Raw genomic sequence first — 21988 nt, 5'->3', positions numbered from 1 at the left:
GCACTCGCAGCCGGAGCACGGTGGGTTGGGCCTCTTGGGGGCGCGGGGCCTGTGCGATCAGCCCCACGCACTCGCAGCCGGAGCACGGTGGGTTGGGCCTCTTGGGGGCGCGGGGAACTGCGCGATCAGCCCCACGCACCCGCAGCCGAACTGCGAGCGGGTCGGGCCCGGAACCCCGCCCCGGCCGCCCGCCAAGGGCTACGCCGGGAACCGGCGGTCCACCCACCGCCACAGAACCTCCAGCACCCCCGCCGCACACACCGCGATGCCCGTCGCGACCCACGGCATGGTCATGCCGACCAGCTTCAGCGCGAAGAACTCCTGCAGCCACGGCACCACCAGCACCAGCAGGAACGCCCCGCCCATCGCCGCCACCAGCCCGATCCGCCACCACGTGTACGGCCGGGCGATGATCGCCAGTACCCAGATCGAGATCAGGAACAGCGTCAGCGTCGCCGCGCTCGTCTCCGCGTCCAGCGCGCCCGCGCCCGTGTAGTGCTCCCGGGCGATCAGATACGTCGTGAACGTCGCCGCCGCGGCCAGCACCCCGCCCGGGACGGCGTACCGCATGACCCGCCGTACGAAGTGGGGGCGGGCGCGTTCCTTGTTGGGGGCGAGGGCGAGGAAGAACGCCGGGACGCCGATGGTGAGCGTGGACAGCAGGGTGAGGTGGCGCGGCAGGAAGGGGTACTCCACCTGCGAGAGCACCACCAGCACCGCCAGCAGCACCGAGTACACGGTCTTCACCAGGAACAGCGTCGCGACCCGGGTGATGTTGCCGATCACCCGGCGGCCCTCCGCCACCACCGACGGCAGCGTGGCGAAGCTGTTGTTCAGCAGCACGATCTGGGCGACCGCCCGTGTGGCCTCGGAGCCGGAGCCCATCGCCACACCGATGTCCGCGTCCTTGAGCGCCAGCACGTCGTTCACGCCGTCCCCGGTCATCGCGACGGTGTGCCCGTTGGCCTGGAGCGCGCCCACCATGTTCCGCTTCTGCTGCGGGGTGACCCGTCCGAACACCGTGCCCCGGTCCAGCTCCTCGGCCATGGCGTCCCGGTCGGCGGGCAGCCGGCGCGCGTCCACCGTCGTACCGGACAGGCCCAGCTTGGACGCGACCGCGCCGACCGACACCGCGTTGTCGCCGGAGATGACCTTGGCGCGGACGTCCTGCTCGGCGAAGTAGCGCAGGGTGTCGGCCGCGTCGGGGCGCAGCCGCTGCTCCAGCACCACCAGCGCGGCTGGCCGTACGCCCTCGACGGCGGCGGGGTCGTCGACGTCCACACCGGCCCGGGCGCGGGCGAGCAGCAGGACCCGCAGCCCCTGCTCGTTCATCCGCTCCGTCTCGGCCAGCGCCGGGTCGCCGGGGTCCAGCAGGACGTCGGGAGCGCCCAGCAGCCAGGTGACGGCCCCGGAACCGGCCGTCTCCTCGAACGTCGCGCCGCTGTACTTGCGGGCGGAGGAGAAGGGCAGCGTGTCGGTGAGGCGCCAGTCGGTGGTGTCCGGATACGCGTCGATGATCGCCTGCAGGGAGGCGTTCGGGCGTGGGTCCGCCGAGCCGAGCTCACCCAGCACCCTGCGCAGGTACGCCTCGTCCCCGTCCCCGAGCACCCGCAGCTCGGTGACGTCCATGCCGCCCTCGGTGAGCGTGCCGGTCTTGTCCAGGCAGACCGTGTCGACCCGGGCCAGCCCTTCGATCGCGGGCAGTTCCTGCACCAGGCACTGCTTGCGCCCCAGCCGGATCACGCCGATCGCGAAGGCGACGGAGGTGAGCAGCACCAGCCCCTCGGGGACCATCGGCACGATCCCGCCGACCGTGCGCGCGACGGAGTTCTTCAGCTCGTTGTCCTTGACCACGAGCTGGCTGATGATCAGGCCGATCGCGGTCGGGACCATCATCCACGTCACGTACTTGAGGATCGTGGAGATGCCGCTGCGCAGCTCGGAGTGGACGAGGGTGAAGCGGGACGCCTCCTCGGCGAGCTGCGCCGCGTAGGCCTCGCGCCCCACCCTGGTCGCCTGGAAGGAGCCGCCGCCCGCGACGACGAAGCTGCCGGACATGACCTGGTCCCCTGGCTGCTTGACCACGGGGTCGGCCTCGCCGGTGAGCAGCGACTCGTCGATCTCCAGGCCGTCCGCCTCGACGACCACCCCGTCGACGACGACCTTGTCCCCCGGCCCGATCTCGATCAGGTCGTCCAGCACGATCTCGGAGGTGCCGACCTCCGCCGCCGTCCCGTCCCTGCGCACGGTGGGCCGTACCTCGCCGATCAGGGCGAGGGAGTCGAGGGTCTTCTTGGCCCGCCACTCCTGGACGATGCCGATGCCGGTGTTGGCGAGGATCACGAAGCCGAACAGGCTGTCCTGGATGGGCGCGACGATCAGCATGATCACCCAGAGCACGCCGATGATCGCGTTGAACCGGGTGAAGACGTTGGCGCGGACGATCTCGGTGAGGGAGCGGCTGCTGCGCACCGGCACGTCGTTGACCTGGCCGCGCGCCACCCGCTGAGCCACTTCCGCGCTGGTCAGCCCGGTCGCCGGTGAGGTGACCGTGGCGGGGGGCGCGGCGTCGGGCCGGGCGCCCGCATCGAGATGCGTCATGCATCCGACGGTACGTGCGGATTTGGTGCTTCACCCACCCGAAGGGCGGAAGTTCAGACCTGGGGAGGACGGTGCCGGGCGGCCGTAGTGCCGTGGTCGTACGGCCGTCGTACGGACGGCAGTTGGTGGTCCGGGGGCCTGGCCGTCTCAGTCGGCCGACGGGGCGGGGGAGTGGTCCGGCACGGAGTCGTCGCCCGTCTCCTCGGTCTGGACCCGCTTGAGCGCGGCGTCCCGCCTGCGGACGTACCAGATGCCGATGAAGCCGAGCCCGCCGCCGGCCAGGCAGGTCCACAGCCACCAGGTGTGACCGTGCTCGTCGAACCAGCCGTAGAACGGCAGCTGCACCAGGAACAGGACGAACCAGAGGATCGTGCCGCCGATGATGGTGGCGACCACGGGGCCCTCCAGGGGCTCCGGCGCCTCGTGCTTGGGGGATCCCGAAAAAAGCCCGGCCATGCGGACAAGCTTACGAGGGCGGAGCGGGTGGGGTGCGCCGCACCGGGGCAGCGGCCCGGCCGCACTGTTCTACGCGCGGAGATAGCGTCGACGGCGCTATATGTTCATACTGAATCCGTTTGTCTCTGACCGCTTTCATTCGTAGAAAACACCAAAGGGCTTTGGGGGAAGCCCGCCGGTGATGAGGTCCTCGCATGTCCACGTCGGCCCCCGCCAAGGCCCCCACCCCCGAGCAGCCGGGGTCCGGTGCCGCGTCCGGCGCCCTCGACCGCTACTTCCGGATCACCGAGCGCGGCAGCACCCTGCCCCGTGAGATCCGCGGCGGTTTCGCCACCTTCTTCGCGATGGCCTACATCATCGTGCTGAACCCGATCATCCTGGGCAGCGCGAAGGACATGTACGGCAACCAGCTCGACAACGGTCAGCTGGTCACCGCGACCGCCCTGACCGCGGCGTTCACCACGCTCCTCATGGGTGTCATCGGCAACGTCCCGATCGCGCTGGCCGCGGGCCTCGGGGTGAACTCGGTCGTCGCGCTCCAGCTCGCGCCGCGCATGTCGTGGCCGGACGCCATGGGCATGGTGGTGCTGGCCGGGTTCGTCGTCATGCTGCTGGTCGCCACCGGTCTGCGCGAGCGCGTGATGAACGCCGTCCCGTTCGGGCTGCGCAAGGCCATCGCCATCGGTATCGGCCTGTTCATCATGCTGATCGGGCTGGTCGACGCCGGCTTCGTCTCCCGGATCCCGGACGTCGCCCAGACCACCGTCCCGCTCCAGCTGGGCACCGGCGGCCACCTCAACGGCTGGCCCGTCCTCGTCTTCGTCCTCGGCGTCCTGCTCACGCTGGCGCTGATCGTGCGCAAGGTGCCCGGCGCGATCCTCGTCTCCATCGTGGCGATGACGGTCGTGGCCATGGTCATCGACGCCGTCGCCGACGTCCCCTCCTGGGGGCTCACCACGCCCACGTGGCCCGGCAACCCGGTCGCCACCCCCGACTTCGGTCTGATCGGCGAGGTCAGCCTGTTCGGCGGCTTCGGCAAGGTCGGGATGCTGACCGGTGTGCTGTTCGTCTTCACCGTGCTGCTGTCGTGCTTCTTCGACGCGATGGGCACGATCATGGGCGTCTCGGACGAGGCCAAGCTGACCGACGCGCAGGGCCAGATGCCCGGCATCAACAAGGTGCTGTTCATCGACGGTGTCGCGGTCGCGGCGGGCGGCGCCAGCTCCTCCTCGGCCACCACCGCGTTCGTGGAGTCCACGGCCGGGGTCGGCGAGGGCGCGCGGACCGGCTTCGCCAACGTGGTCACCGGCGGGCTGTTCGCGGTGGCGCTGTTCCTCACGCCCGTCGCCACGATGGTCCCGTCCCAGGCGGCGACCCCCGCGCTGCTCGCGGTGGGCTTCCTGATCCTGGCCGGTTCGGTCAAGGAGATCGACTGGGCCGACTACACGATCGCCATCCCCGCCTTCGTGACGATGGTGATGATGCCGTTCACCTACTCGATCACCAACGGCATCGGCATGGGCTTCATCACCTTCGCGGTGCTGCGCCTGGCGGCCGGCCGCGGCCGGGAGGTCCCGCCGGCGATGTACGCGGTGGCTGCGGTCTTCGCCTTCTACTACCTGATGCCGGCGCTGGGCCTGACCTGATGCGGGCACCGGGCCCGGCCTGATGAGGACACCGGGCCCGACCTGATGCGGCCGCGGGCCCCTCAGGTGACCCCGTAGAACTTCTCCGTCTCCTCGACGGCGGTACGGAACCGCTGGTCGAAGTCATCGCGCATGAGCGTCCGGACGACATAGTCCTGGACGCTCATGCCGCGTTTCGCGGCATGCTCCCGGAGCCGTTCGAGCAGTTCGCGGTCGATGCGCAGGCTGAGCACGTCGGTCCCCATGGGCACGAGCGTTGCCGCACGGCGCGGTGCGGTGGGTCAGGTTTCGCCGACGGATCACTCATATGGGTGATCCCGCGTGACGGCAGTGGCCGGTGTCACGGCGATCGCGCGCGTCCCGGGTGGTATTTAGCGAGAGTAATGAGTTACTCTAAAGAACATGCCGGACTTCAGCCATGGCGACGACGCAGCCGCCGTGAACGCCCTCCGATCCGCCGTGATGCGGCTGTCCCGTCGGCTCAAGCACCAACGCGTCGACGAGTCGCTCAGCCCCACCGAGATGTCGGTGCTCGGCACCCTGGCCCGTTGCGGCCGCGCCACCCCGGGTGAGCTGGCCCGCAAGGAACACGTCCAGCCGCCGTCCATGACCCGCATCGTGGCCCTGCTGGCGGCCAAGGGCCTCGTCCGCCTGGAGCCCCACCCCGACGACCGGCGCCAGAAGGTCGTCACGCAGACCGAGCAGGCCGAGGCGATGCTCGAGGAGAGCCGCCGCAAGCGGAACGCGTTCCTGGCGTCCCTGGTGGAGGACCTCGACGAGGACGAGTGGGCGAAGCTCCGCGCCGCCGCCCCCGTGCTGGAGAAGCTCGCACACATCTGACGCGCACGCATCCGAGGAGATGACCCCCTTTGAGTACGGGATCCGGAGCAGCTTCCGCCCCCGCACCTGAACCCCACGACACCCCGGCCGCCCTCGACACCCCCGCCCGCAGGAACTCGATGTTCTCCTCGCTGAGGGTCAGGAACTACCGCCTGTTCTTCCTCGGCCAGGTCGTCTCCAACATCGGCACCTGGATGCAGCGCATCGCCCAGGACTGGCTCGTGCTCAGCCTCACCGGCTCCTCGGCCGCCGTCGGGATCACCACCGCCCTGCAGTTCCTGCCGATGCTGCTGTTCGGCCTGTACGGCGGCGTCCTCGTCGACCGGCTGCGCAAGCGGTCCACGCTCTTCGTCACCCAGTCCGCGATGGCGCTCACCGCGCTCGCGCTCGCCGTCCTCACCCTGACCGGCCGCGTCGAGGTCTGGCACATCTACGTCGCCGCCTTCGCCCTCGGCCTCGCCACGGTCGTCGACAACCCGGCCCGGCAGGCCTTCGTCTCCGAGCTCGTCGGCCCCGGCCAGCTGCACAACGCGGTCAGCCTGAACTCCGCGAACTTCCAGTCCGCCCGCCTGGTCGGCCCCGCCGTCGCGGGCCTTCTCATCACCGGTGTCGGCACCGGCTGGGCGTTCCTCCTCAACGGCCTGTCCTTCGTCGCACCGCTGGCCGGCCTGCTGATGATGCGCTCCCGCGAGCTGTACGCCGTCGAGCGCGCCCCACGCGGCAAGGGACAGCTCCGGGAGGGCCTGCGCTATGTCGCCGGACGGCCCGAACTGGTCTGGCCCATCGTCCTGGTCGGCTTCATCGGCACGTTCGCCTTCAACTTCCCCGTCTACCTCACGGCCTTCGCCGACGACGTCTTCCACGGCGGCGCGGGCGTCTACAGCATGTTCAACACGCTGATGGCGGTCGGCTCCGTCTCCGGCGCCCTGCTCGCCGCCCGGCGCGGCACGGCCCGGCTGCGGCTGCTGATCCTGGCCGCGCTGGCCTTCGGCACGCTGGAGATCCTCGCCGCCGCCTCGCCGCAGCTGTGGATGTTCGCCCTGCTCATGGTGCCGCTGGGCCTGTTCTCGATGACGGTCAACGTGACCACCAACACCAGTCTCCAGATGGCCACCGACCCGGCGGTGCGCGGCCGCGTCATGGCCCTCTACATGATGGTCTTCCTCGGCGGCTCCCCGGTCGGCGCCCCGATCGTCGGCTGGGTCACCGACACCTACGGCGCCCGCGTCGGCTTCGCGGCCGGCGGCGCGGTCGCGGTCGCCGCGGCGGCCGTCATCGGCCTGATCCTGGCGAGGGTCGGCGGCCTGCGGCTGTCGGTGGCCTGGCACGCGGGCCACCCCCGCATCCGCTTCGTACCACGCGAGCGTCAGAAGGCGCTTGCTCCCGTGGCATGAGGGCCACCGGGCCCCACGGTCAGTCGCGGGGGAACTCGTCCGTCTTGAGGACGAGGCCGACGGACGTCCGCGTCAGGTCGATCTCCTCGCCGAAGCCGAAGCTGATGTCGCCGTGGTAGGTGCCGTCCTTCGGCAGCGTGTGCAGGTGCCATTGGGCGGTGTACGGATCGACGATCGATGTGCCCCCCGACGATCTCGGTCTTGTAACCCTCGGGGATGGGCATCTTCTCCAGCCACTCGAACATCATGTCGAGTGTGAGCTCGTCGCCGCTCTCGGCCATCTCGATCCTGTCTTCGAGGACGGTCATCGTGGCGCTCCTCCTCGGCCGCCACTCGATGTGTACAGCCGCGCAGTACAACGATACGCACGGCGACCAGGGCACGCGTGAGCGTACGCACGTTCCCCTGTGAGACTGGACGTATGAGACTCTTCGCCGCCGTGTTGCCGCCCGAGGACGTGGTCCGGGCGCTCGCTGTCGAGGTGGGGCGGCTGAAGGAACTGCCCGGGGCCGACGGGATGCGGTGGACCGGGCGGGCCGGGTGGCACTTCACGCTCGCCTTCTACGGGGAGGTGGACGACGAGCTGGTGCCGGAGCTCACGGCGCGGCTGGAGCGGGCCGCGGCGCGCACCGCACCGTTCCCGCTGGCGTTGTCCGGTGGCGGTCAGTTCGGGCGGGGCCGGGCGCTGTGGGCCGGTGCGGAAGGGGATCTGCGCACCATGCGGCTGCTGGCCGAGCGGACCGAGGCCGCCGCGCGGAAGGCGGGCGTGCCGATGGACGAGCACCGCCGCTACAAGGCGCACCTGACCGTCGCCCGCAGCCGGGACGCCGTCGACGTACGGCGATATGTGCAGGCCCTTCACGAGTTCCGCAGCCGCACCTGGACCATGGACGAGCTGGTGCTGGTGCGCAGCAGCCTGCCGAGGTCCGGGACACCGGGCGAGCAGCCCCGTTACGAGGCGGTCGCCCGCCGGGCACTGGGCGCGGGCGGTTAGGCTCGACGGCGTGGACCCGAAGACCCGGAACCGGATCATGGCCGGTGCGCTCGTATTGATGTTCGTCGTCGTGGCGCTGGCGGCGGCGCTCGGGAAATAGCGCCGCCGCCGGCCGTCACGGCGTGCCCGGTACTACCAGGCGAACGCCTCCGGCGACGGCCCAGGTCCCGGGAAGATCTCGTCCAGCGAGGTCAGCAGCTCCTCGCTCAGCTCCAGCTCGACCGCCCGCAGCGCGGACGCGAGCTGGGCGGCGGTGCGCGGACCGACGATCGGGCCGGTCACCCCGGGCCGGGTGAGCAGCCAGGCCAGCGCGGCCTCGCCGGGCTCGATGCCGTGCTTGTCGAGCAGGTCCTCGTACGCCTGGATCCGGGCGCGCGCGGCGGGGTCGGCGAGGGTGTCGGCGGCCCGCCCGGAGGCGCGGCGACCGCCCTCGGCCTCCTTCCTGATCACACCGCCCAGCAGACCGCCGTGCAGCGGTGACCACGGGATGACGCCGAGCCCGTAGTCCTGCGCGGCCGGGATGACCTCCATCTCGGCGCGGCGTTCGGCGAGGTTGTACAGGCACTGCTCGCTGACCAGCCCGATGGTCCCGCCGCGGCGGGCGGCGATCTCGTTGGCCTGGGCGATCTTGTAGCCGGGGAAGTTCGAGGAACCGACGTAGAGGATCTTGCCCTGCTGGATCAGGACGTCGATCGCCTGCCAGATCTCCTCGAAGGGAGTGCTCCGGTCGATGTGGTGGAACTGGTAGACGTCGATGTAGTCGGTCCCCAGCCGCTTCAGCGAGGCGTCGACCGCGCGCCGGATGTTCACCGCGGACAGCTTGTCGTGGTTGGGCCAGGCCTCGCCGTCGGCGGCCATGTTCCCGTACACCTTGGTCGCGAGGACCACCTTGTCGCGGCGTTCCCCGCCCTTGGCGAACCAGCTGCCGATGATGCTCTCCGTGCGGCCCTTGTTCTCGCCCCAGCCGTACACGTTGGCGGTGTCGAAGAAGTTGATCCCGGCGTCCAGCGCCGCGTCCATGATGGTGTGGCTGTCGGCCTCGTCGGTCTGCGGACCGAAGTTCATCGTCCCGAGGACGAGGCGGCTGACCTTGAGTCCCGTGCGTCCGAGCTGCGTGTACTTCATGGTCGTCAAGCCAACGGCTTGGAGCGCGCTCTATGCAAGAGGACTCAGTCGTGAGGGAAGCCGTCGGTCTTGAGGACGAGGCCCACATGGGTGGTGGTCATGTCGACCTCCCCGCCGTAGTTGATGGACGTGTCGCTCACGTAGGTGCCGTTCTTGGGGTGGGTGAACAGGCGGCACTTGCGGACGTAGGGATCGGCGATCAGATAGACCGGCACCTCTGCGAGGGCGTACGCGGTCTTCTTGGGGTCATAGTCGTTGCGCGCGGTGTCCTTCGAGATGACCTCGGCGACGAACTCCACATCCTGGTAGCGCCACTTGCCCTTGTCGTCCTTCTGCGCTCCGTCCCTGATCTTCGCCACGTCCGGGCAGAACCCGTTCCGGTAACCGGGAAAGTCGATGCGGACATCCGAGAACAGCCTGGCCTCTCGCCCGAACCGGTCTTCCAGAGCCCAAAGGATCATGCGGATGGTTTCCCAGTGGATGTCCCGCTGCGGTGCCATGTAGACGGCCCCCCCGACGATTTCGACCTTGTATCCCTCGGGGACGGGCATCTTCCCGAGCCGGTCGAACATCTCGTCGAGCTGGCGCGTGTTGTCGCTCTCGGCCATCGCGATCCTGTCGTCAAGGACGGTCATCGTGGCGCTCCTCCCCGGCCGCCCACGGACGAGTGCGGCCGCGCGGTACAACGATACGCACGGTGAGCAGGACACGGGGCCGGGCGCATATGCCAGAACACCCGGGTCGCTACACCGCCCCGTACGGCCCGCCCAGCCCCCACCCGTGCCACATCGCCTCCGCGAACGCCCCCGCGATCTTGTGCTCGCCGGTTTCGTTGGGGTGGGTGCCGTCGTAGGTGTCCGTGTGGAAGTCGTACGACGCCGGTGGCGGGACCAGCAGGAGCGGGGAGTCCGGCTCGTCCAGGTCGGCGGCGGTCTTCGCCAGAAGTTCGTTGAAGTGCGCGACCTGTTCGGCGAAGGGCGCGTCGGCCTCCACCCGGATGTTGCGGATCACCGGCATGACGGCCACGCGGACGCGCGGGTTGGCGGCCCGCGCCCCGGCGACGAACGCGCGGACGTTGTCCGCCGTCTGCTCGGCGTTGGTGTAGAAGCCCAGGTCGATCAAACCCAGCGACACCAGCAGCACATCCGCCCGGCAGCAGCGCACGTGCTCGCCGATCAGCGGCGCCATGTGGTGCCAGCCCTCGCCCCAGCCGGCCAGGTGGCCGCGGGGGAAGTCCGGGTCGGCGTACGCGTACGACGTGGGCGCGTCCGTCGACGGGTCGTGGAGCGTCTCGCGCGGGCCCACCAGCGTGAAGGGGCGGTCGTACGCCGTGCACAAGTGCTGCCACAGCCGGTAGCGCCAGGTGTGTTCACCCGCGCTCCCGATCGTCATCGAGTCACCTACGGGCATGAACCTGAGCACACGATCATCATGGACGATCGGCACGGACACCGCGATGTGAGCCCGGACACCCGCCGTGAAGTGCGCCGGACAATGGCAGTCTTGGGTCATGCGCCGACCTCTCGCCCTGCTCGCCGCCGCCCTTCTCGCACTCACGGGTGCGCTCGCCGTGCCCGCCTCCGCCGCCGACGGCGACGACGGTTTCGCGATCAAGGACCCGCGCATCACCGAGTCCAGCGGGCTCGCCGCCTCCCGTCTGCACCCCGGCGTCCACTGGACGCACAACGACAGCGACGACGGCCCCTACCTCTACGCCGTCGACGGCGCGACCGGCGAGACCGTCGCCCGCCTCACCCTCACCGGCGTGGGTACGCCCAGGGACGTCGAGGCCATCTCGGTCGGACCCGGCAACAAGATCTTCGTCGGGGACATCGGGGACAACCTCGGCGGCTCGTGGCCGTACGTGTGGATCTACGAACTCCCCGAGCCCGAACGGCTTCAGGACGCGACCGTGCGGGCCACGCAGTACGTCGTGAAGTACTCCGACGGGGCCCGGGACGCCGAGTCGATGGTCGTGCACCCGAAGACCGGGCGCGTGTACATCATCGACAAGAAGGAGGAGGGCGGGCACCTGTACGAGGGGCCCGCGAAGCTCTCGGCGGAAGGCGACAACGTGTTCCGGCCGGTCGCCCCCGTCGAGCTGTGGGCCACCGACGCCGCGCTCTCCCCGGACGGCCAGGACCTCGCCGTACGCGGCTACTTCGGGGGCATCCACTACGCCTGGAACGGCGGGAAGCTCCAGCGCAAGGGACGGCTGAGCGTGCCGCTCCAGGGGCAGGGCGAGTCCGTCACCTACTCCGCCGACGGGTCCCGGCTGCTGTTCGGCAGCGAGGGCACGGAGAGCCCGGTCGAGTCCCGGGAGGCTCCCGGCGGCGGGGACGGGGACGAGGGCGCCGGCGGGAGCGGCGCGCGGGCGGAGGGCGGGAAGAACACCGCCGGTGAGGGGGGCGGGGACACCGTCAAGGTCGGCGGCGCCGTCGCGGTGGCCGTCGTCGTCGCGATCCTGTTCGGGCTGACGCGGCGGCGTCGCCGGGGCTGAGCCGGACGCCGTTCAGGCGCCCTCACCCGCCGTCCGCCGGGCGACGAACACCTCCAGGCCGTCCAGGATGCGCTGCAGCCCGAACTCGAAGTGGTCGAAGTCCGGGCCGAAGGTGTCCTCGGAGAGCCCGGCCAGGACGGGGTAGCGCCCGCTGAGCATGGCCTTCTCCAGGGCCGGCCGCTGGGCCTCCCAGAACTGCGCGTCCGTCAGCCCCGAGCTGCGCTCGGCCTCCTCCTGGTACAGCTGGGTACGGGCGGCCCCGACCACATACCCGTCGATCATCATGATCGCCGACAGCAGTTCGGGGTCGGACAGGCCCATCGGCTTGATCCGGGAGAGCACCTTCTCCATGCCGTCCAGGGCGCTCGGGCCGAGGATCGGGCGGGACTGGTTGACCTCCAGCAGCCAGGGGTGGCGCCGGTACAGGGCGAGGGTGGCCCGGCCCAGCGCCTCCAGAGCCGGCCGCCAGCCGCCGTCGCCGAGGTCCGCGGGATTGTCCGAGGCGCGCTGCACCCGGTCCAGCATCAGGTCGAGCAGCTCCGCCTTGCCGGGGACGTAGCGGTACAGGGACATCGTGCCGGTGCCCAGCTCCGTGGCGATCCGGCGCATCGACAGCGCGCCGATCCCGTCGCGGTCGGCGACCTCGACGGCGGCCTCCACGATGCGCTCCAGCGTGAGCCCCGGTTTCGGCCCCCGGCTGGGCCGTGGGCCCGTGTCCCACAGCAGGTCGAGGGTGCGGGCGATGTCGCCGCTGCCGCTGGTCTCCGTACCGCCCGTGCCGCTGCTCATGGGGGCAGTTTAGATCCGCGCCGAAAAACTGAGTACGCTGTACGCGCCATCGGGTACGGTGTACTCAGTTATTGGAAGGGGGACCCATGGAGAACGACGACGGCTGCGCCGTCCGGGCCGAGGGACTGGAGAAGCGCTACGGCGACAAGCGCGCCCTCGACGGCTTCGACCTCACCGTCCGCGAGGGCACCGTGCACGGACTGCTCGGACCGAACGGCGCCGGCAAGACCACCGCCGTGCGCATCCTGTCGACGCTGATCCGGCTCGACGGCGGGCGTGCCGCCGTGGCCGGGCTCGACGTCGCCCGCCGGCCGCGCGAGGTGCGGGCCCGGATCGGCCTCACCGGTCAGTACGCGGCCGTGGACGAGGTGCTCACCGGACGGCAGAACCTGGAGATGTTCGGCAGGCTGTTCCACCTGGGCGCCCGCCACGCCAGGGCGCGGGCCGCCGAGCTGCTGGAGCGGTTCGGCCTGACCGACGCCGCCGACAAGGGCGTCGGCGACTACAGCGGCGGCATGCGGCGCCGCCTCGACCTCGCCGCCTCGATGATCCTCGCGCCGGCGGTGCTGTTCCTCGACGAACCGACGACGGGGCTCGACCCCCGCAGCCGCGGCGAAGTCTGGGAGTCCGTACGGGCGTTGGTGGCCGACGGCACGACCGTGCTGCTGACCACGCAGTATCTGGAGGAGGCCGACCGGCTCGCCTCCCGGATCACCGTCATCGACCAGGGCCGGGCCATCGCCGACGACACCCCGGACGGGCTGAAGAACCTGGTCGGCGGCGACCGCATCGAGGTGGTGGTCGCCGAACGCTCCGAGATCCCGCGCGTGGCGAAGGTCGTCGCCCGGGTCGCCGACGGCGAACCCGAGTCGGACGACACCGAGTTGCGGGTGCACGCGCCCGTGACCGACCGGGTGGCCGCGCTGACGGATGTCGCGCGCACCCTCCAGGACGAGGGCGTACGGATCGAGGACATCGGGCTGCGCAGGCCCAGCCTCGACGACGTGTTCCTGCGCCTGACCGGACACCGCACGGAGAAGAAGGAGGCAGCGGCATGAGCGCGCTCGACCCGGCCGTCCCGGCCCCGCGCGGCCGCGCGTACTGGGCGCTCGCGGACTGCTGGAACATCGTCCGCCGGGGCCTGACCCACTACCAGCGCCAGCCCGTCAACATCGCCTGGCAGCTGGGCTTCCCGATCCTGTCGGTCCTGCTGTACGGCTATGTCTTCGGCAGCGCGATGCAGGTGCCCGGGGGCGGCGACTACAAGGACTTCCTGATGCCGGGCATGTTCGTGATGACCATGGCCTTCGGCTTCATCAACACCGCGACCGTCGTGGTGCACGACTCCACCAAGGGAGTCATCGACCGCTTCCGCTCCATGCCGATGGCCTCCTCGGCGGTGGTGGCGGGCCGCGGGGTGACCGATCTGATCGTCGCCTGCGCCGAGTTGGCCATCCTGGTGCTGACGGCGCTCGCCATGGGCTGGCGCCCGGACGGCGGCTGGGGCTTCCTCGCCGCGTTCGGGCTGCTGCTGTGGCTGCGGTTCGCGCTGATCTGGCTCGGCGTCTGGCTGGGCCTGCTGGTGCCCAACCCGGAGGCCGCCGGCGGCCTGTTCGCGGTCGCGTTCCCGCTGACGATGATCTCCAGCATCTTCGTCGCCCCGCAGCTCATGCCGGACTGGCTGGGCTGGGTGGCGGCCTGGAACCCGATCTCCTCGACGGCCGCCGCGACCCGTGAACTGTTCGGCACCCCGGTCGGCGGCGGCGACTCCTGGGTCGAACAGCACGCCCTGCTGATGGCGGGCGTGTGGCCGGTCGTCCTGACGGCGGTCTTCCTGCCGGTCGCGGTACGCAGGTTCCAGCGGCTCAGCCGGTGAGGCACGCCCCCGGCTGAACGGTTGACACACCGCCCGTCCCGCTCGGCCGGCGGGACGGGCCACAGTCATAGTCCAGTCGCATATTCACTCGACCGGCTGAACCGGTCCTCGTTCCGCGGCGGACCTGACGTAGGTCCAACTACGTTCCGGCATAGGGTCGGTTCACCGCATGACACGTTGCATCAGATCTTCCGCAAGGAGCCGGATCTGTTCGCGCGCCTCTGGGCGAGGGCCCGGCCCGTGAGTACTGGAGGAAGCTGATGGAGGCGTACACCCCGGTCTTCCCAGGCAACGGCACAGTGATGGAAGAAGCGTGGCACAAGGTGCACGCCGACGGCGAGGCGCGGGGCGAGGCCAAGGCCGTGCTTCGGGTGCTTCGCGCGCGAGGTGTCGAGGTCTCCGATGAAGGGCGCCCGGCACCGTCTGCCGGGCGCCCTTCGGCGGTGTGCGGAAGAATCAGAGCTGCTCGATGACGTAGTCGACGCACTTCGTCAGGGCCTCGACGTCCGCCGGGTCGATCGCCGGGAACATCGCGACGCGGAGCTGGTTGCGGCCCAGCTTGCGGTACGGCTCGGTGTCGACGACGCCGTTGGCGCGCAGGACCTTGGCGACGGCGGCGGCGTCGATCTCGTCCGTGAAGTCGATCGTGCCGATGACCTGTGAGCGCTTGGCCGGGTCGGAGACGAACGGGGTGGCGTACTTGGTCTCGTCCGCCCAGGCGTACAGCCGGGTCGAGGAGTCCTTCGTGCGGGCCGTGGACCAGTCGAGGCCGCCCTGGCCGTTGAGCCACTCCAGCTGCTCGTTCAGCAGGAACAGGGTGGCCAGCGCCGGGGTGTTGTACGTCTGGTTCTTGCGGGAGTTGTCGATCGCCGTGGGGAGCGAGAAGAACTCCGGGACGTGGCGGCCGCTCGCGTGGATCCGCTCGGCGCGCTCGATCGCGGCCGGGGAGAAGACGCCGATCCACAGGCCGCCGTCGGAGGCGAAGGACTTCTGCGGGGCGAAGTAGTAGACGTCCGTCTCGGCGATGTCGACCGGGAGGCCGCCCGCGCCGGAGGTGGCGTCCACCAGGACCAGGGCGCCCTCGTCGGCACCGGCCACCCGCCGGATCGGCATGGCGACACCGGTGGAGGTCTCGTTGTGGGTGAGGGCGTAGACGTCCACGCCCGCCTCGGCGGCCGCCTCCGGGTGCGTGCCCGGGTCGGCGGAGATCACGGTGGGCTCGGCGAGCCACGGGGCGAGCTTGGCCGCCTTGGCGAACTTGGAGCTGAACTCACCGAAGCTGAGGTGCTGCGACTTGTTCTCGATCAGACCGTGCGTCGCGATGTCCCAGAACGCGGTGGAGCCGCCGTTGCCGAGGACCACCTCGTATCCCTCGGGGAGGGAGAACAGCTCGGAGATGCCCTCGCGCACCTTGCCGACCAGGTTCTTCACGGGCGCCTGGCGGTGGGAGGTGCCGAGCAGGGACGTGCCGGTCGCGGCCAGGGCGTCCAGCGCCTCCGTCCGCACCTTGGAGGGACCCGCGCCGAAACGACCGTCGGCGGGCTTGATGTCAGCGGGAATCTGGATCTCGGCCACGAACGGAGCCTAGCGGCTGAGGGAAACCCCGGCGAAACATCGTCCGTCCGCTGAGACGGGGGGTGGACGGGCCGGGGGGAGGCCCGTCCACCCCCCGCGCCGCTCACCCGCCGAGCGTCACCGGCAGCTCGAACAGGTCGTTCTGGGTGACCACCGGCTTGTTGCGCAGCTCGCTCGCGGGAACCGCCAGGTCGAGCCGCGGGAAGCGGGCGTACAGGGCGGGGAGCGCCACACCGGCCTCCAGTCGGGACAGCGCCGCGCCGGGGCACACGTGCGGGCCGTGACCGAAGGAGATGTGCCGGTTGGCACTCTCCCGGGTGATGTCGAACTCGCCGGCCGTGGGGCCGTGCGCCTTCTCGTCCCGGCCGATCGCGGCGTACGACACGATCAGCGCGTCCCCGGCCGGCAGGACCTTGTCCCCGACCGGTACGTCCTCCGTCGCGAACCGGATCAGCACATGGGACGTCGGCGTCGAGTGCCGCAGCGTCTCCTCGACCACCGCCGACCAGTCCGCCTTGCCGGAGAGCACCATCTCCCGCTGCTCCGGGTGGGTGGAGAGGTTCACCACCGCGTTGACGATGAGGGAGATCGTCGTCTCGTGACCGGCCGCCACCATCAGCTGCAGCGTGGCGACGATCTCCTCGTCGGTGAGGCTGTCGCCGTCCTCCGACGCCTGGATGAGCGCGGAGGTCAGGTCGTCGCCCGGGTTCTCGCGCTTGCTCGCGACCGTCTCGGCCATGATCCCGGCCAGCTCGGTCAGCGTGGCGATGACCTCCTCCGGCGGGGTCTGCGTGGAGAAGAACTTCTCGAACAGCTCCTTCAGCCGCGGCAGCCGCTCCTCCGCGAGACCCATCAGATCGGCGATGACGTACATCGGCAGCGGGTAGGCGAACACCGCCTTCAGATCGAGCGTGTCACCGGGCTGCGCGGCCACCTGGTCCAGCAGACCCTCGGTCAGCTCCGTGATCCGCTCCCGCATCCGCTCCACCCTGCGGGGCGTGAGCGCCTGCGCGACCAGCGTGCGCAGCCGGCGGTGGTCGGCGCCGTCCACGGTGAGCATCGAGCGGGGCGGGTTGGCCAGCCCGATCAGCGGCCAGTCGGGGGCTATCTCGCCGCGCTGCCAGGCACCCCAGACGTTGATGTCCTTCACCAGCCGCGGGTCGGTGAGCAGCTTCTTCGCCTCGGCGTGGTGCGTGACCGCCCACACCGGTACGCCGCCCGGCAGGGTCACGGCGGCCAGCGGCCCCGCCGCCCGCAGCGCCGCGCTCTCCGCGTCCAGGTCGGAGACGAAGGGGTCGAGAGGGATACGGGTCTGTTCGGTGCCCGTCGTCGTGGTGTCCGTACCAGCCGTCATGCGCGCGTGCCTCCAAGGGCGGGAGTGGGAGTGAAGGTGACCGGGAGCTCGGACAGCCCGCGCAGCCACGGCGAGGGGCGGCGGGTGAGGCTCGCCGCCGGCACCGCGAGGTCGATGTCCGGCAGCCGGTCCAGGACGACCTCGATGCCGGTCCGCGCGATCACCTCGGCGATCTCCTGCGCCGGGAACGGGCAGCGGTGCTCCCCGTGACCGAACGAGAAGTGGGCGCTGTTGCCGCCGGTCAGCGCCGAACCGTCGGTGCGCACCTGGGGATCGGAGTTGGCACCCTGGAGGCCGAGCAGCAGCATGTCACCGCCGCGAATGCGGCGCCCGCCGAGCTGGGTGTCGCGGGACGCCCAGCGGGCGGCCACGTTCTGGGTCGGGGTGTCCTCCCACAGCACCTCGTTCATCGCCTCGGCGATGCTGTTGCGGCCGCCGAACAGGGAGGCGGCGAACCGGCCGTCGGTGAGCATCAGATGCAGCGAGTTGCCCATCCAGTCGGCGGTCGGCTGGTGCCCGGCCGCCATCATCACCATCAGGTCCTGGACGATCTCCTCCTCGGTGAACCCCGAGGCGTCGGCGAGCATCCGGGACGCGACGTCCTCGGCCGGCTCCTTCTTCCGCTCGGCCACCAGCTCCGTCATCGACGTGAACAGATGGATCTGGCCCGCGAGCGCCCGCTCCCGCCCGTCGATCATGTCGTTGAGGGCGGTGACCAGGGCCGGACCCGCCTCGTCGGGGAAGCCGTAGAGCCGCGCCAGCACCCGCACCGGCAGCAGCATCGCGTACTCGCCGATGATGTCGGCGCTCCCCCTGGGGCAGATGGCGTCGATCAGCTCGTCCGCGAACTTCTCGGCGTAGCCGCGCAGTTCGTACGGATCGACCGCCTCCAGCGCGTTCACCAGCATCCCGGCCCGCTCGCGGTGCCGCTCACCGACGGTGTACAGGATCGACGGCTGCCTGCGGCCGATCATCGGCAGCAGCGGCCAGTCGTCGGGGATGTTGTCCCACTGGTTCCACAGCTCGGAGTCGCGGCTGAACAGCACCGGATCGCCGGTGATCTGGTGCAGCTCGCGGTAGCCGAGCACCAGCCAGGCCGGTGCGTCGCCGTCGAGCACCACCGGCACGACGCTGCCGTGCTCGCGCCGCATCTCCCGGTACACCCGGGCCGGGTCGTCCTGGAGCAGGGATCCCTGGAAGCGGACGGCGTTGGGGAGGGAGGCGGGACTCACACCAGCTCCTGACGGGAGGCTCGGGCCGGATCGGCGTACAGGCTCTGGATGTGCTCGACCAGGGTGATCAGCACGATCTTGCTGGACTCCCGGGAGCGCGCGTCGCAGTTCACCAGCGGTACATGGGGGTCGAGGTCGAGGGCCTCGCGGATCTGCTGGGGAGTGAAGGTGGGACCGCCGAAGTCGTTGCAGGCCACGATGAACGGCGTGCCGTGCTTCTCCAGCCGGTCGATGGCGTACCAGGAGTCGTCGATGCGCCGGGTGTCGACCAGCACGACCGCGCCGAGCGTCCCGGAGAACAGCCGGTCCCACAGGAACCAGAAGCGTTCCTGACCGGGCGCGCCGAACAGGTACAGCACGTTGTGCGCGTCCAGGGTGATGCGGCCGAAGTCGAAGGCGACGGTGGTCGCGGTCTTGCCGCGCACGCCGCTGATGTCGTCGACGGCCTCGCCGGCCTGGGTCATCGTCTCCTCGGTGTTGAGGGGACGGATCTCGCTGACCGAGCGGACCATCGTCGTCTTGCCGGCGCCGAAGCCGCCCACGACCACGATCTTCAGGCCGTTGTCGGCCGACGCGCCGAGCGGCGTACGGGTCTCGGCCGTGGGGCGCGTCTCAGAGGTTGCGGAGTCCAACGAGCACCTGCTCCAGGATGTCGGGGTCGGGTACGGCGGCCTTGCGGGGGTGACGGGCGCTGACCCGTCCCGCCGCCAGGAGGTCGGAGAGCAGGATCCGCGTGATGCTGACGGGCAGTTTCAGCTCGGCCGCGATCTCCACGACCGCCGTGGGGCGCTCGGTCAGCCGCAGGATCGCCGTGTGCTCGGACTGCATGCCCGGCACCGGATCGCATTCGGCGACGACCAGGGTCACCAGGTCGAAGGGGTTGTCGGGCCCGGACCGGCTGCGCCCCCCGGTGAGGGTGTACAGCCGGTCGGGGGCGTCGTCCCTGCCGGGCCTGCTCATGAGCTGCGCGGCAGGGCGGTCAGGTGCTCGCCGAGCTGTTCCACGAGTTCGCTCATGTTGTGCCCGATGAGTCCGGCGTCCGCCTCCTCGGTGGTGACCACGGCCAGATGCGCGCCCTGACCGGCCTCCACGATGAACAGCACACCCCCGTAGAACTCGGTCATCGCCGAGCGCACCCCGCCGCTGCCGTCGCCGAACTCGACGGAGGCGCCGTGCGACAGGGACTGGATGCCGGCGGCGATGGCGGCGAGCTGGTCGGCCTGGTCGGCGGAGAGCTCCGGGGTGCGGCACAGTTTCAGGCCGTCACGGGAGAGCACGAGCGCGTGCCGCGCGCCCGGCGTGCGCTCCAACAGGCCCTCAAGCAGCCAGGTGAGCTTCTCGTCGGCGGTCGTCGTGCCGGTCATGAGGTGGTGTCGCCTTCCGGGGTCACGGGGGTGGGCTGTGCTGCGGGGGTCGCTTCGGGGGTGGTGCGGGTGTCGCCCGTGCTCGGGGCGGTCGGTGCGTGCGCGGGAGTACCGGTGTCCGGGGCGGCCTGCGTGTGCGCGGGAGTACCGGTGTCCGGGGCGGCCGTGTCGTCCGAGGTGGGGGCGCGCACGGCCTGGCGGAAGCTGCTGAAGCGGGCGGTGCGGGCTCTTGTCTCCTCGGCCGTGGGAGCGGGCCGGGCGTCGGGGGCGGGGCCGGCGCCCGCACGCGTGCGTTCGGCCTCGGCGAGGGTCCGGCCGCGGCGCCGGCGGGGCAGTACCAGCGGCGGCGCGGGCGCGGAGTCGGGGGACGGGGACTCGTGGGTCGGGACCGGGTCGGGGTCGAGGTCGGCTCCGGCGCGGGCGGCGGCGTAGGAGGGGGCGGGGCGGGTGTTCTCGCGGTGCGCCGGACGGTCGGCGGGCGCGGCGCCACGGGTGGTGCCGCTGCCGTCGCCGTCCCTGTCGTCGTGCGCGGTGGCGTGGCCGGTCTCCGGTTCGGGCCGGCCGGGGGTGAGGGCCGGGTCGGTGTCCGGGCGGTCGTCCGTGTCCGCCGGACCAGCCGGGTCCGCCGGGCTCTCCGGGCCGGCCGGGGGCGTGGACGCCGGTGTGGTGGCGCGGGACGCCGGGGTGGCGGTGCCCGCCGCCGGGGTCGTCGGCGGTGCGTCCGGCGGGACGAGGATGTCCTGCGGGACGAGCACCAGGACCCCCGTGCCGCCGCGGGCCGAGGGACGGTAGGAGACCCGGAGCCCGTACCGCCGGGCCAGCCGGCCGACCACCGCGAGACCGAGGCGGGTGCCGGTCAGGCCCCCGAGCTCGGCGGACTCCCCGGAGACGGCGCGTTCGGCGCGGCGCAGTTGCGCCTCGCCCATGACGAGCCCGCTGTCCTCGACGGACACGATGACCCCGGCCGGGACCTCCTCGACGTACACGTGGACCTCGGCGGTCGGCGGCGAGAAGTTCGCGGCGTTGTCGAGGAGTTCGGCGAGCGCGTGCATCACGCCCTCGGCGGCGTGGCCCGCGACCGCGGCGTCGCTGGCGGAATGCACCCGGACCCGCTGGTAGCCGCTGATCCGGCCCATGGCGCCGCGCAGGATCGACTCCATGGCGATGGGCCTGGCCCAGCGGCGGCCGGAGCGGGCGCCGGTGAGGACGGCGACGGAGTCGGCGAGCCTGCCCGCCTGCGCGGTGCGGTGGTCGAGGTGGAGCAGGTCGGCGAGGACCTCCTCGTCGTGGTGCTTCTCCTCCATCGCGCGCAGGTCGGCGAGCATGCCGGTGGACAGCGCCTGCATCCGCCCGGCCGCGTTGGCGGTCGCCGAGAGGGCGGCGGCGCGGACGCCGTTGGCCTCGCGCAGCTTGGCGGCGAGCCGCTTGTTCTCCCCGGTGAGCCGGACCTGGTCCTGCGCGATGCGGTCGCGCTCGACGTTCAGCCGGTCGCGCTCCTCGGCGTGCTCCCGGGTCAACCGCGCGACGTCGGCGCTGCGCTCGTCGGCCAGACGGCGCAGTTCCCCTTCGTGCCGTTCGGCGGCGCGGGCGAGTTCGGCGGCGTGCTCGTCGGTGAGCCGGGCCTGCTCGTCCGCGTGCTCCTGCGTCAACCGGGCGACAGTGAGGGCGTGTTGTTCGGCGAGGCGGTCGCGCTCCGCGGCCAGGGTCTCGGCGAGGTGGTTACGCTCCTGGTCCAGCTCGGCGGACAACCGGGCGCGTTCACGGGTGAGTTCGCCGGTGAGCCGCTCGTGCTGCCGACGGGACTCCTCCGTCAGCCGGGACCGTTCCTGGAGCAGCCGGCCGACGTCCTCGGTGACGGCCTCCAGCCGCGCCCGTGCCGCACGCGCGGACAGGACGGCGTGCGTGGCCAGGGCGGCGGCCGCGCACAGCAGCACGGCGGCGACCGTCCCGGTGACCGCAACGGCACCGATCGCGGCGTCCGGGACGAGGAAGACGGCGGCGAGAACGGCGAGCGCGCCGACGGCCGCGGTGAGCAGGGGGACGGGCAGCAGACTGCGGGGGGTGGGGCGGTCACCGGGGAGCAGGGGGGAGGTCATCAATCAGGGTCCTCGGTCGGGTCCTCGGTCGGTCCGCGGGCGTGCGCCGTCGTGGCTGCGCGGCCCTCGGGCGGGTTCGATGGGACGCCGGACCTGATTCTGGGGTCGCTTCTCGAACGAGGTCCGACAACTGCGCGCAACTCGCG

Annotated in this window: 22 protein-coding genes; 8 read left to right on the top strand and 14 right to left on the bottom strand. The window is 71.2% G+C overall.

Features of this window, described 5'->3' with window-relative positions; all coding sequences use genetic code 11:
- Positions 1-198: 198 nt before the first annotated feature.
- Entirely contained in the window at positions 199-2601 is a 2403-nt protein-coding gene (locus tag ACZ44S_RS09330; protein WP_466926296.1) for an HAD-IC family P-type ATPase, read from the bottom strand.
- 147 nt (positions 2602-2748) lie between these two features.
- On the bottom strand, positions 2749-3057 hold the full coding sequence (locus ACZ44S_RS09325; RefSeq protein WP_466926294.1) for a DUF2530 domain-containing protein: 309 nt from the start codon (positions 3055-3057) through the stop codon (positions 2749-2751).
- A gap of 194 nt (positions 3058-3251) precedes the next feature.
- Between ACZ44S_RS09325 and ACZ44S_RS09320 the strand changes: the two genes are divergently transcribed.
- Positions 3252-4703, top strand: coding sequence for an NCS2 family permease (locus tag ACZ44S_RS09320; RefSeq protein WP_466926291.1), 1452 nt, complete (start codon positions 3252-3254; stop codon positions 4701-4703).
- 62 nt (positions 4704-4765) lie between these two features.
- Here the strand turns inward: ACZ44S_RS09320 and ACZ44S_RS09315 are convergent, their stop codons facing one another.
- Positions 4766-4948, bottom strand: a complete 183-nt coding sequence (locus ACZ44S_RS09315; RefSeq protein ID WP_190165409.1) for a ribbon-helix-helix protein, CopG family — start codon at positions 4946-4948, stop codon at positions 4766-4768.
- Between the two features lie 157 nt (positions 4949-5105).
- Between ACZ44S_RS09315 and ACZ44S_RS09310 the strand changes: the two genes are divergently transcribed.
- The 4 genes from ACZ44S_RS09310 (at position 5106) to thpR (ending at position 7931) form a co-directional block, all read left to right on the top strand.
- Entirely contained in the window at positions 5106-5543 is a 438-nt protein-coding gene (locus ACZ44S_RS09310; RefSeq protein ID WP_466926288.1) for a MarR family winged helix-turn-helix transcriptional regulator, read from the top strand.
- Between the two features lie 29 nt (positions 5544-5572).
- Entirely contained in the window at positions 5573-6937 is a 1365-nt protein-coding gene (locus ACZ44S_RS09305; protein WP_466926285.1) for an MFS transporter, read from the top strand.
- Positions 6938-7153: 216 nt separating this feature from the next.
- On the top strand, positions 7154-7348 hold the full coding sequence (locus ACZ44S_RS09300; RefSeq protein WP_466926283.1) for a hypothetical protein: 195 nt from the start codon (positions 7154-7156) through the stop codon (positions 7346-7348).
- A 10-nt stretch (positions 7349-7358) separates the two neighbouring features.
- A complete protein-coding gene (thpR, locus tag ACZ44S_RS09295) occupies positions 7359-7931 on the top strand; it encodes an RNA 2',3'-cyclic phosphodiesterase (protein ID WP_466926281.1) in 573 nt (190 codons plus the stop codon).
- A gap of 132 nt (positions 7932-8063) precedes the next feature.
- Here the strand turns inward: thpR and ACZ44S_RS09290 are convergent, their stop codons facing one another.
- The 3 genes from ACZ44S_RS09290 to ACZ44S_RS09280 form a co-directional block, all read right to left on the bottom strand.
- A complete protein-coding gene (locus ACZ44S_RS09290) occupies positions 8064-9056 on the bottom strand; it encodes an aldo/keto reductase (protein WP_466926278.1) in 993 nt (330 codons plus the stop codon).
- Between the two features lie 44 nt (positions 9057-9100).
- Positions 9101-9691: a Uma2 family endonuclease gene (locus tag ACZ44S_RS09285; protein ID WP_466926275.1), complete on the bottom strand. Its 591-nt coding sequence runs from the start codon at positions 9689-9691 to the stop codon at positions 9101-9103.
- A gap of 109 nt (positions 9692-9800) precedes the next feature.
- Positions 9801-10448 carry a GDSL-type esterase/lipase family protein gene (locus ACZ44S_RS09280; protein WP_466926272.1) on the bottom strand — a complete coding sequence of 216 codons (648 nt, stop codon included), beginning with the start codon at positions 10446-10448 and terminating at the stop codon, positions 9801-9803.
- A gap of 118 nt (positions 10449-10566) precedes the next feature.
- On the opposite strand from ACZ44S_RS09280, the gene ACZ44S_RS09275 reads away from it, so the two are divergent.
- Positions 10567-11556 (top strand): WD40 repeat domain-containing protein, encoded by a 990-nt coding sequence (locus ACZ44S_RS09275; RefSeq protein WP_466926269.1) that lies wholly within the window; start codon positions 10567-10569, stop codon positions 11554-11556.
- 12 nt (positions 11557-11568) lie between these two features.
- Here the strand turns inward: ACZ44S_RS09275 and ACZ44S_RS09270 are convergent, their stop codons facing one another.
- On the bottom strand, positions 11569-12345 hold the full coding sequence (locus tag ACZ44S_RS09270; protein WP_466926266.1) for a TetR/AcrR family transcriptional regulator: 777 nt from the start codon (positions 12343-12345) through the stop codon (positions 11569-11571).
- An 86-nt stretch (positions 12346-12431) separates the two neighbouring features.
- Here ACZ44S_RS09270 and ACZ44S_RS09265 point away from each other — a divergent pair, with 86 nt between their 5' ends.
- Positions 12432-13403: an ATP-binding cassette domain-containing protein gene (locus ACZ44S_RS09265; protein ID WP_466926264.1), complete on the top strand. Its 972-nt coding sequence runs from the start codon at positions 12432-12434 to the stop codon at positions 13401-13403.
- Entirely contained in the window at positions 13400-14221 is an 822-nt protein-coding gene (locus ACZ44S_RS09260) for an ABC transporter permease (protein WP_466926261.1), read from the top strand. The genes ACZ44S_RS09265 and ACZ44S_RS09260 overlap by 4 nt, the downstream gene beginning before the upstream one ends.
- A gap of 456 nt (positions 14222-14677) precedes the next feature.
- Here the strand turns inward: ACZ44S_RS09260 and serC are convergent, their stop codons facing one another.
- From serC to ACZ44S_RS09225, 7 genes are all read right to left on the bottom strand, one after another.
- Positions 14678-15796 (bottom strand): phosphoserine transaminase, encoded by a 1119-nt coding sequence (serC, locus tag ACZ44S_RS09255; protein ID WP_466926258.1) that lies wholly within the window; start codon positions 15794-15796, stop codon positions 14678-14680.
- Between the two features lie 103 nt (positions 15797-15899).
- Entirely contained in the window at positions 15900-17150 is a 1251-nt protein-coding gene (locus tag ACZ44S_RS09250; RefSeq protein ID WP_466926255.1) for a cytochrome P450 family protein, read from the bottom strand.
- Positions 17147-18382, bottom strand: coding sequence for a cytochrome P450 (locus ACZ44S_RS09245; protein ID WP_466926252.1), 1236 nt, complete (start codon positions 18380-18382; stop codon positions 17147-17149). The genes ACZ44S_RS09250 and ACZ44S_RS09245 overlap by 4 nt, the downstream gene beginning before the upstream one ends.
- Positions 18379-19014 carry a GTP-binding protein gene (locus ACZ44S_RS09240; RefSeq protein ID WP_466926249.1) on the bottom strand — a complete coding sequence of 212 codons (636 nt, stop codon included), beginning with the start codon at positions 19012-19014 and terminating at the stop codon, positions 18379-18381. Before ACZ44S_RS09240 ends, ACZ44S_RS09245 begins: the two co-directional genes overlap by 4 nt.
- The gene (locus tag ACZ44S_RS09235; protein WP_190165393.1) at positions 18995-19342 is read right to left on the bottom strand and encodes a DUF742 domain-containing protein; all 348 of its coding nucleotides are present in this window, start codon (positions 19340-19342) and stop codon (positions 18995-18997) included. The genes ACZ44S_RS09240 and ACZ44S_RS09235 overlap by 20 nt, the downstream gene beginning before the upstream one ends.
- A complete protein-coding gene (locus ACZ44S_RS09230; protein ID WP_466926245.1) occupies positions 19339-19746 on the bottom strand; it encodes a roadblock/LC7 domain-containing protein in 408 nt (135 codons plus the stop codon). Before ACZ44S_RS09230 ends, ACZ44S_RS09235 begins: the two co-directional genes overlap by 4 nt.
- Positions 19743-21842, bottom strand: a complete 2100-nt coding sequence (locus tag ACZ44S_RS09225) for a sensor histidine kinase (RefSeq protein ID WP_466926244.1) — start codon at positions 21840-21842, stop codon at positions 19743-19745. Before ACZ44S_RS09225 ends, ACZ44S_RS09230 begins: the two co-directional genes overlap by 4 nt.
- Between the last annotated feature and the right edge of the window lie 146 nt (positions 21843-21988).

This window comes from Streptomyces malachitofuscus, from assembly GCF_055571035.1.
This window is presented reverse-complemented; position numbering and strand designations above follow the sequence as displayed.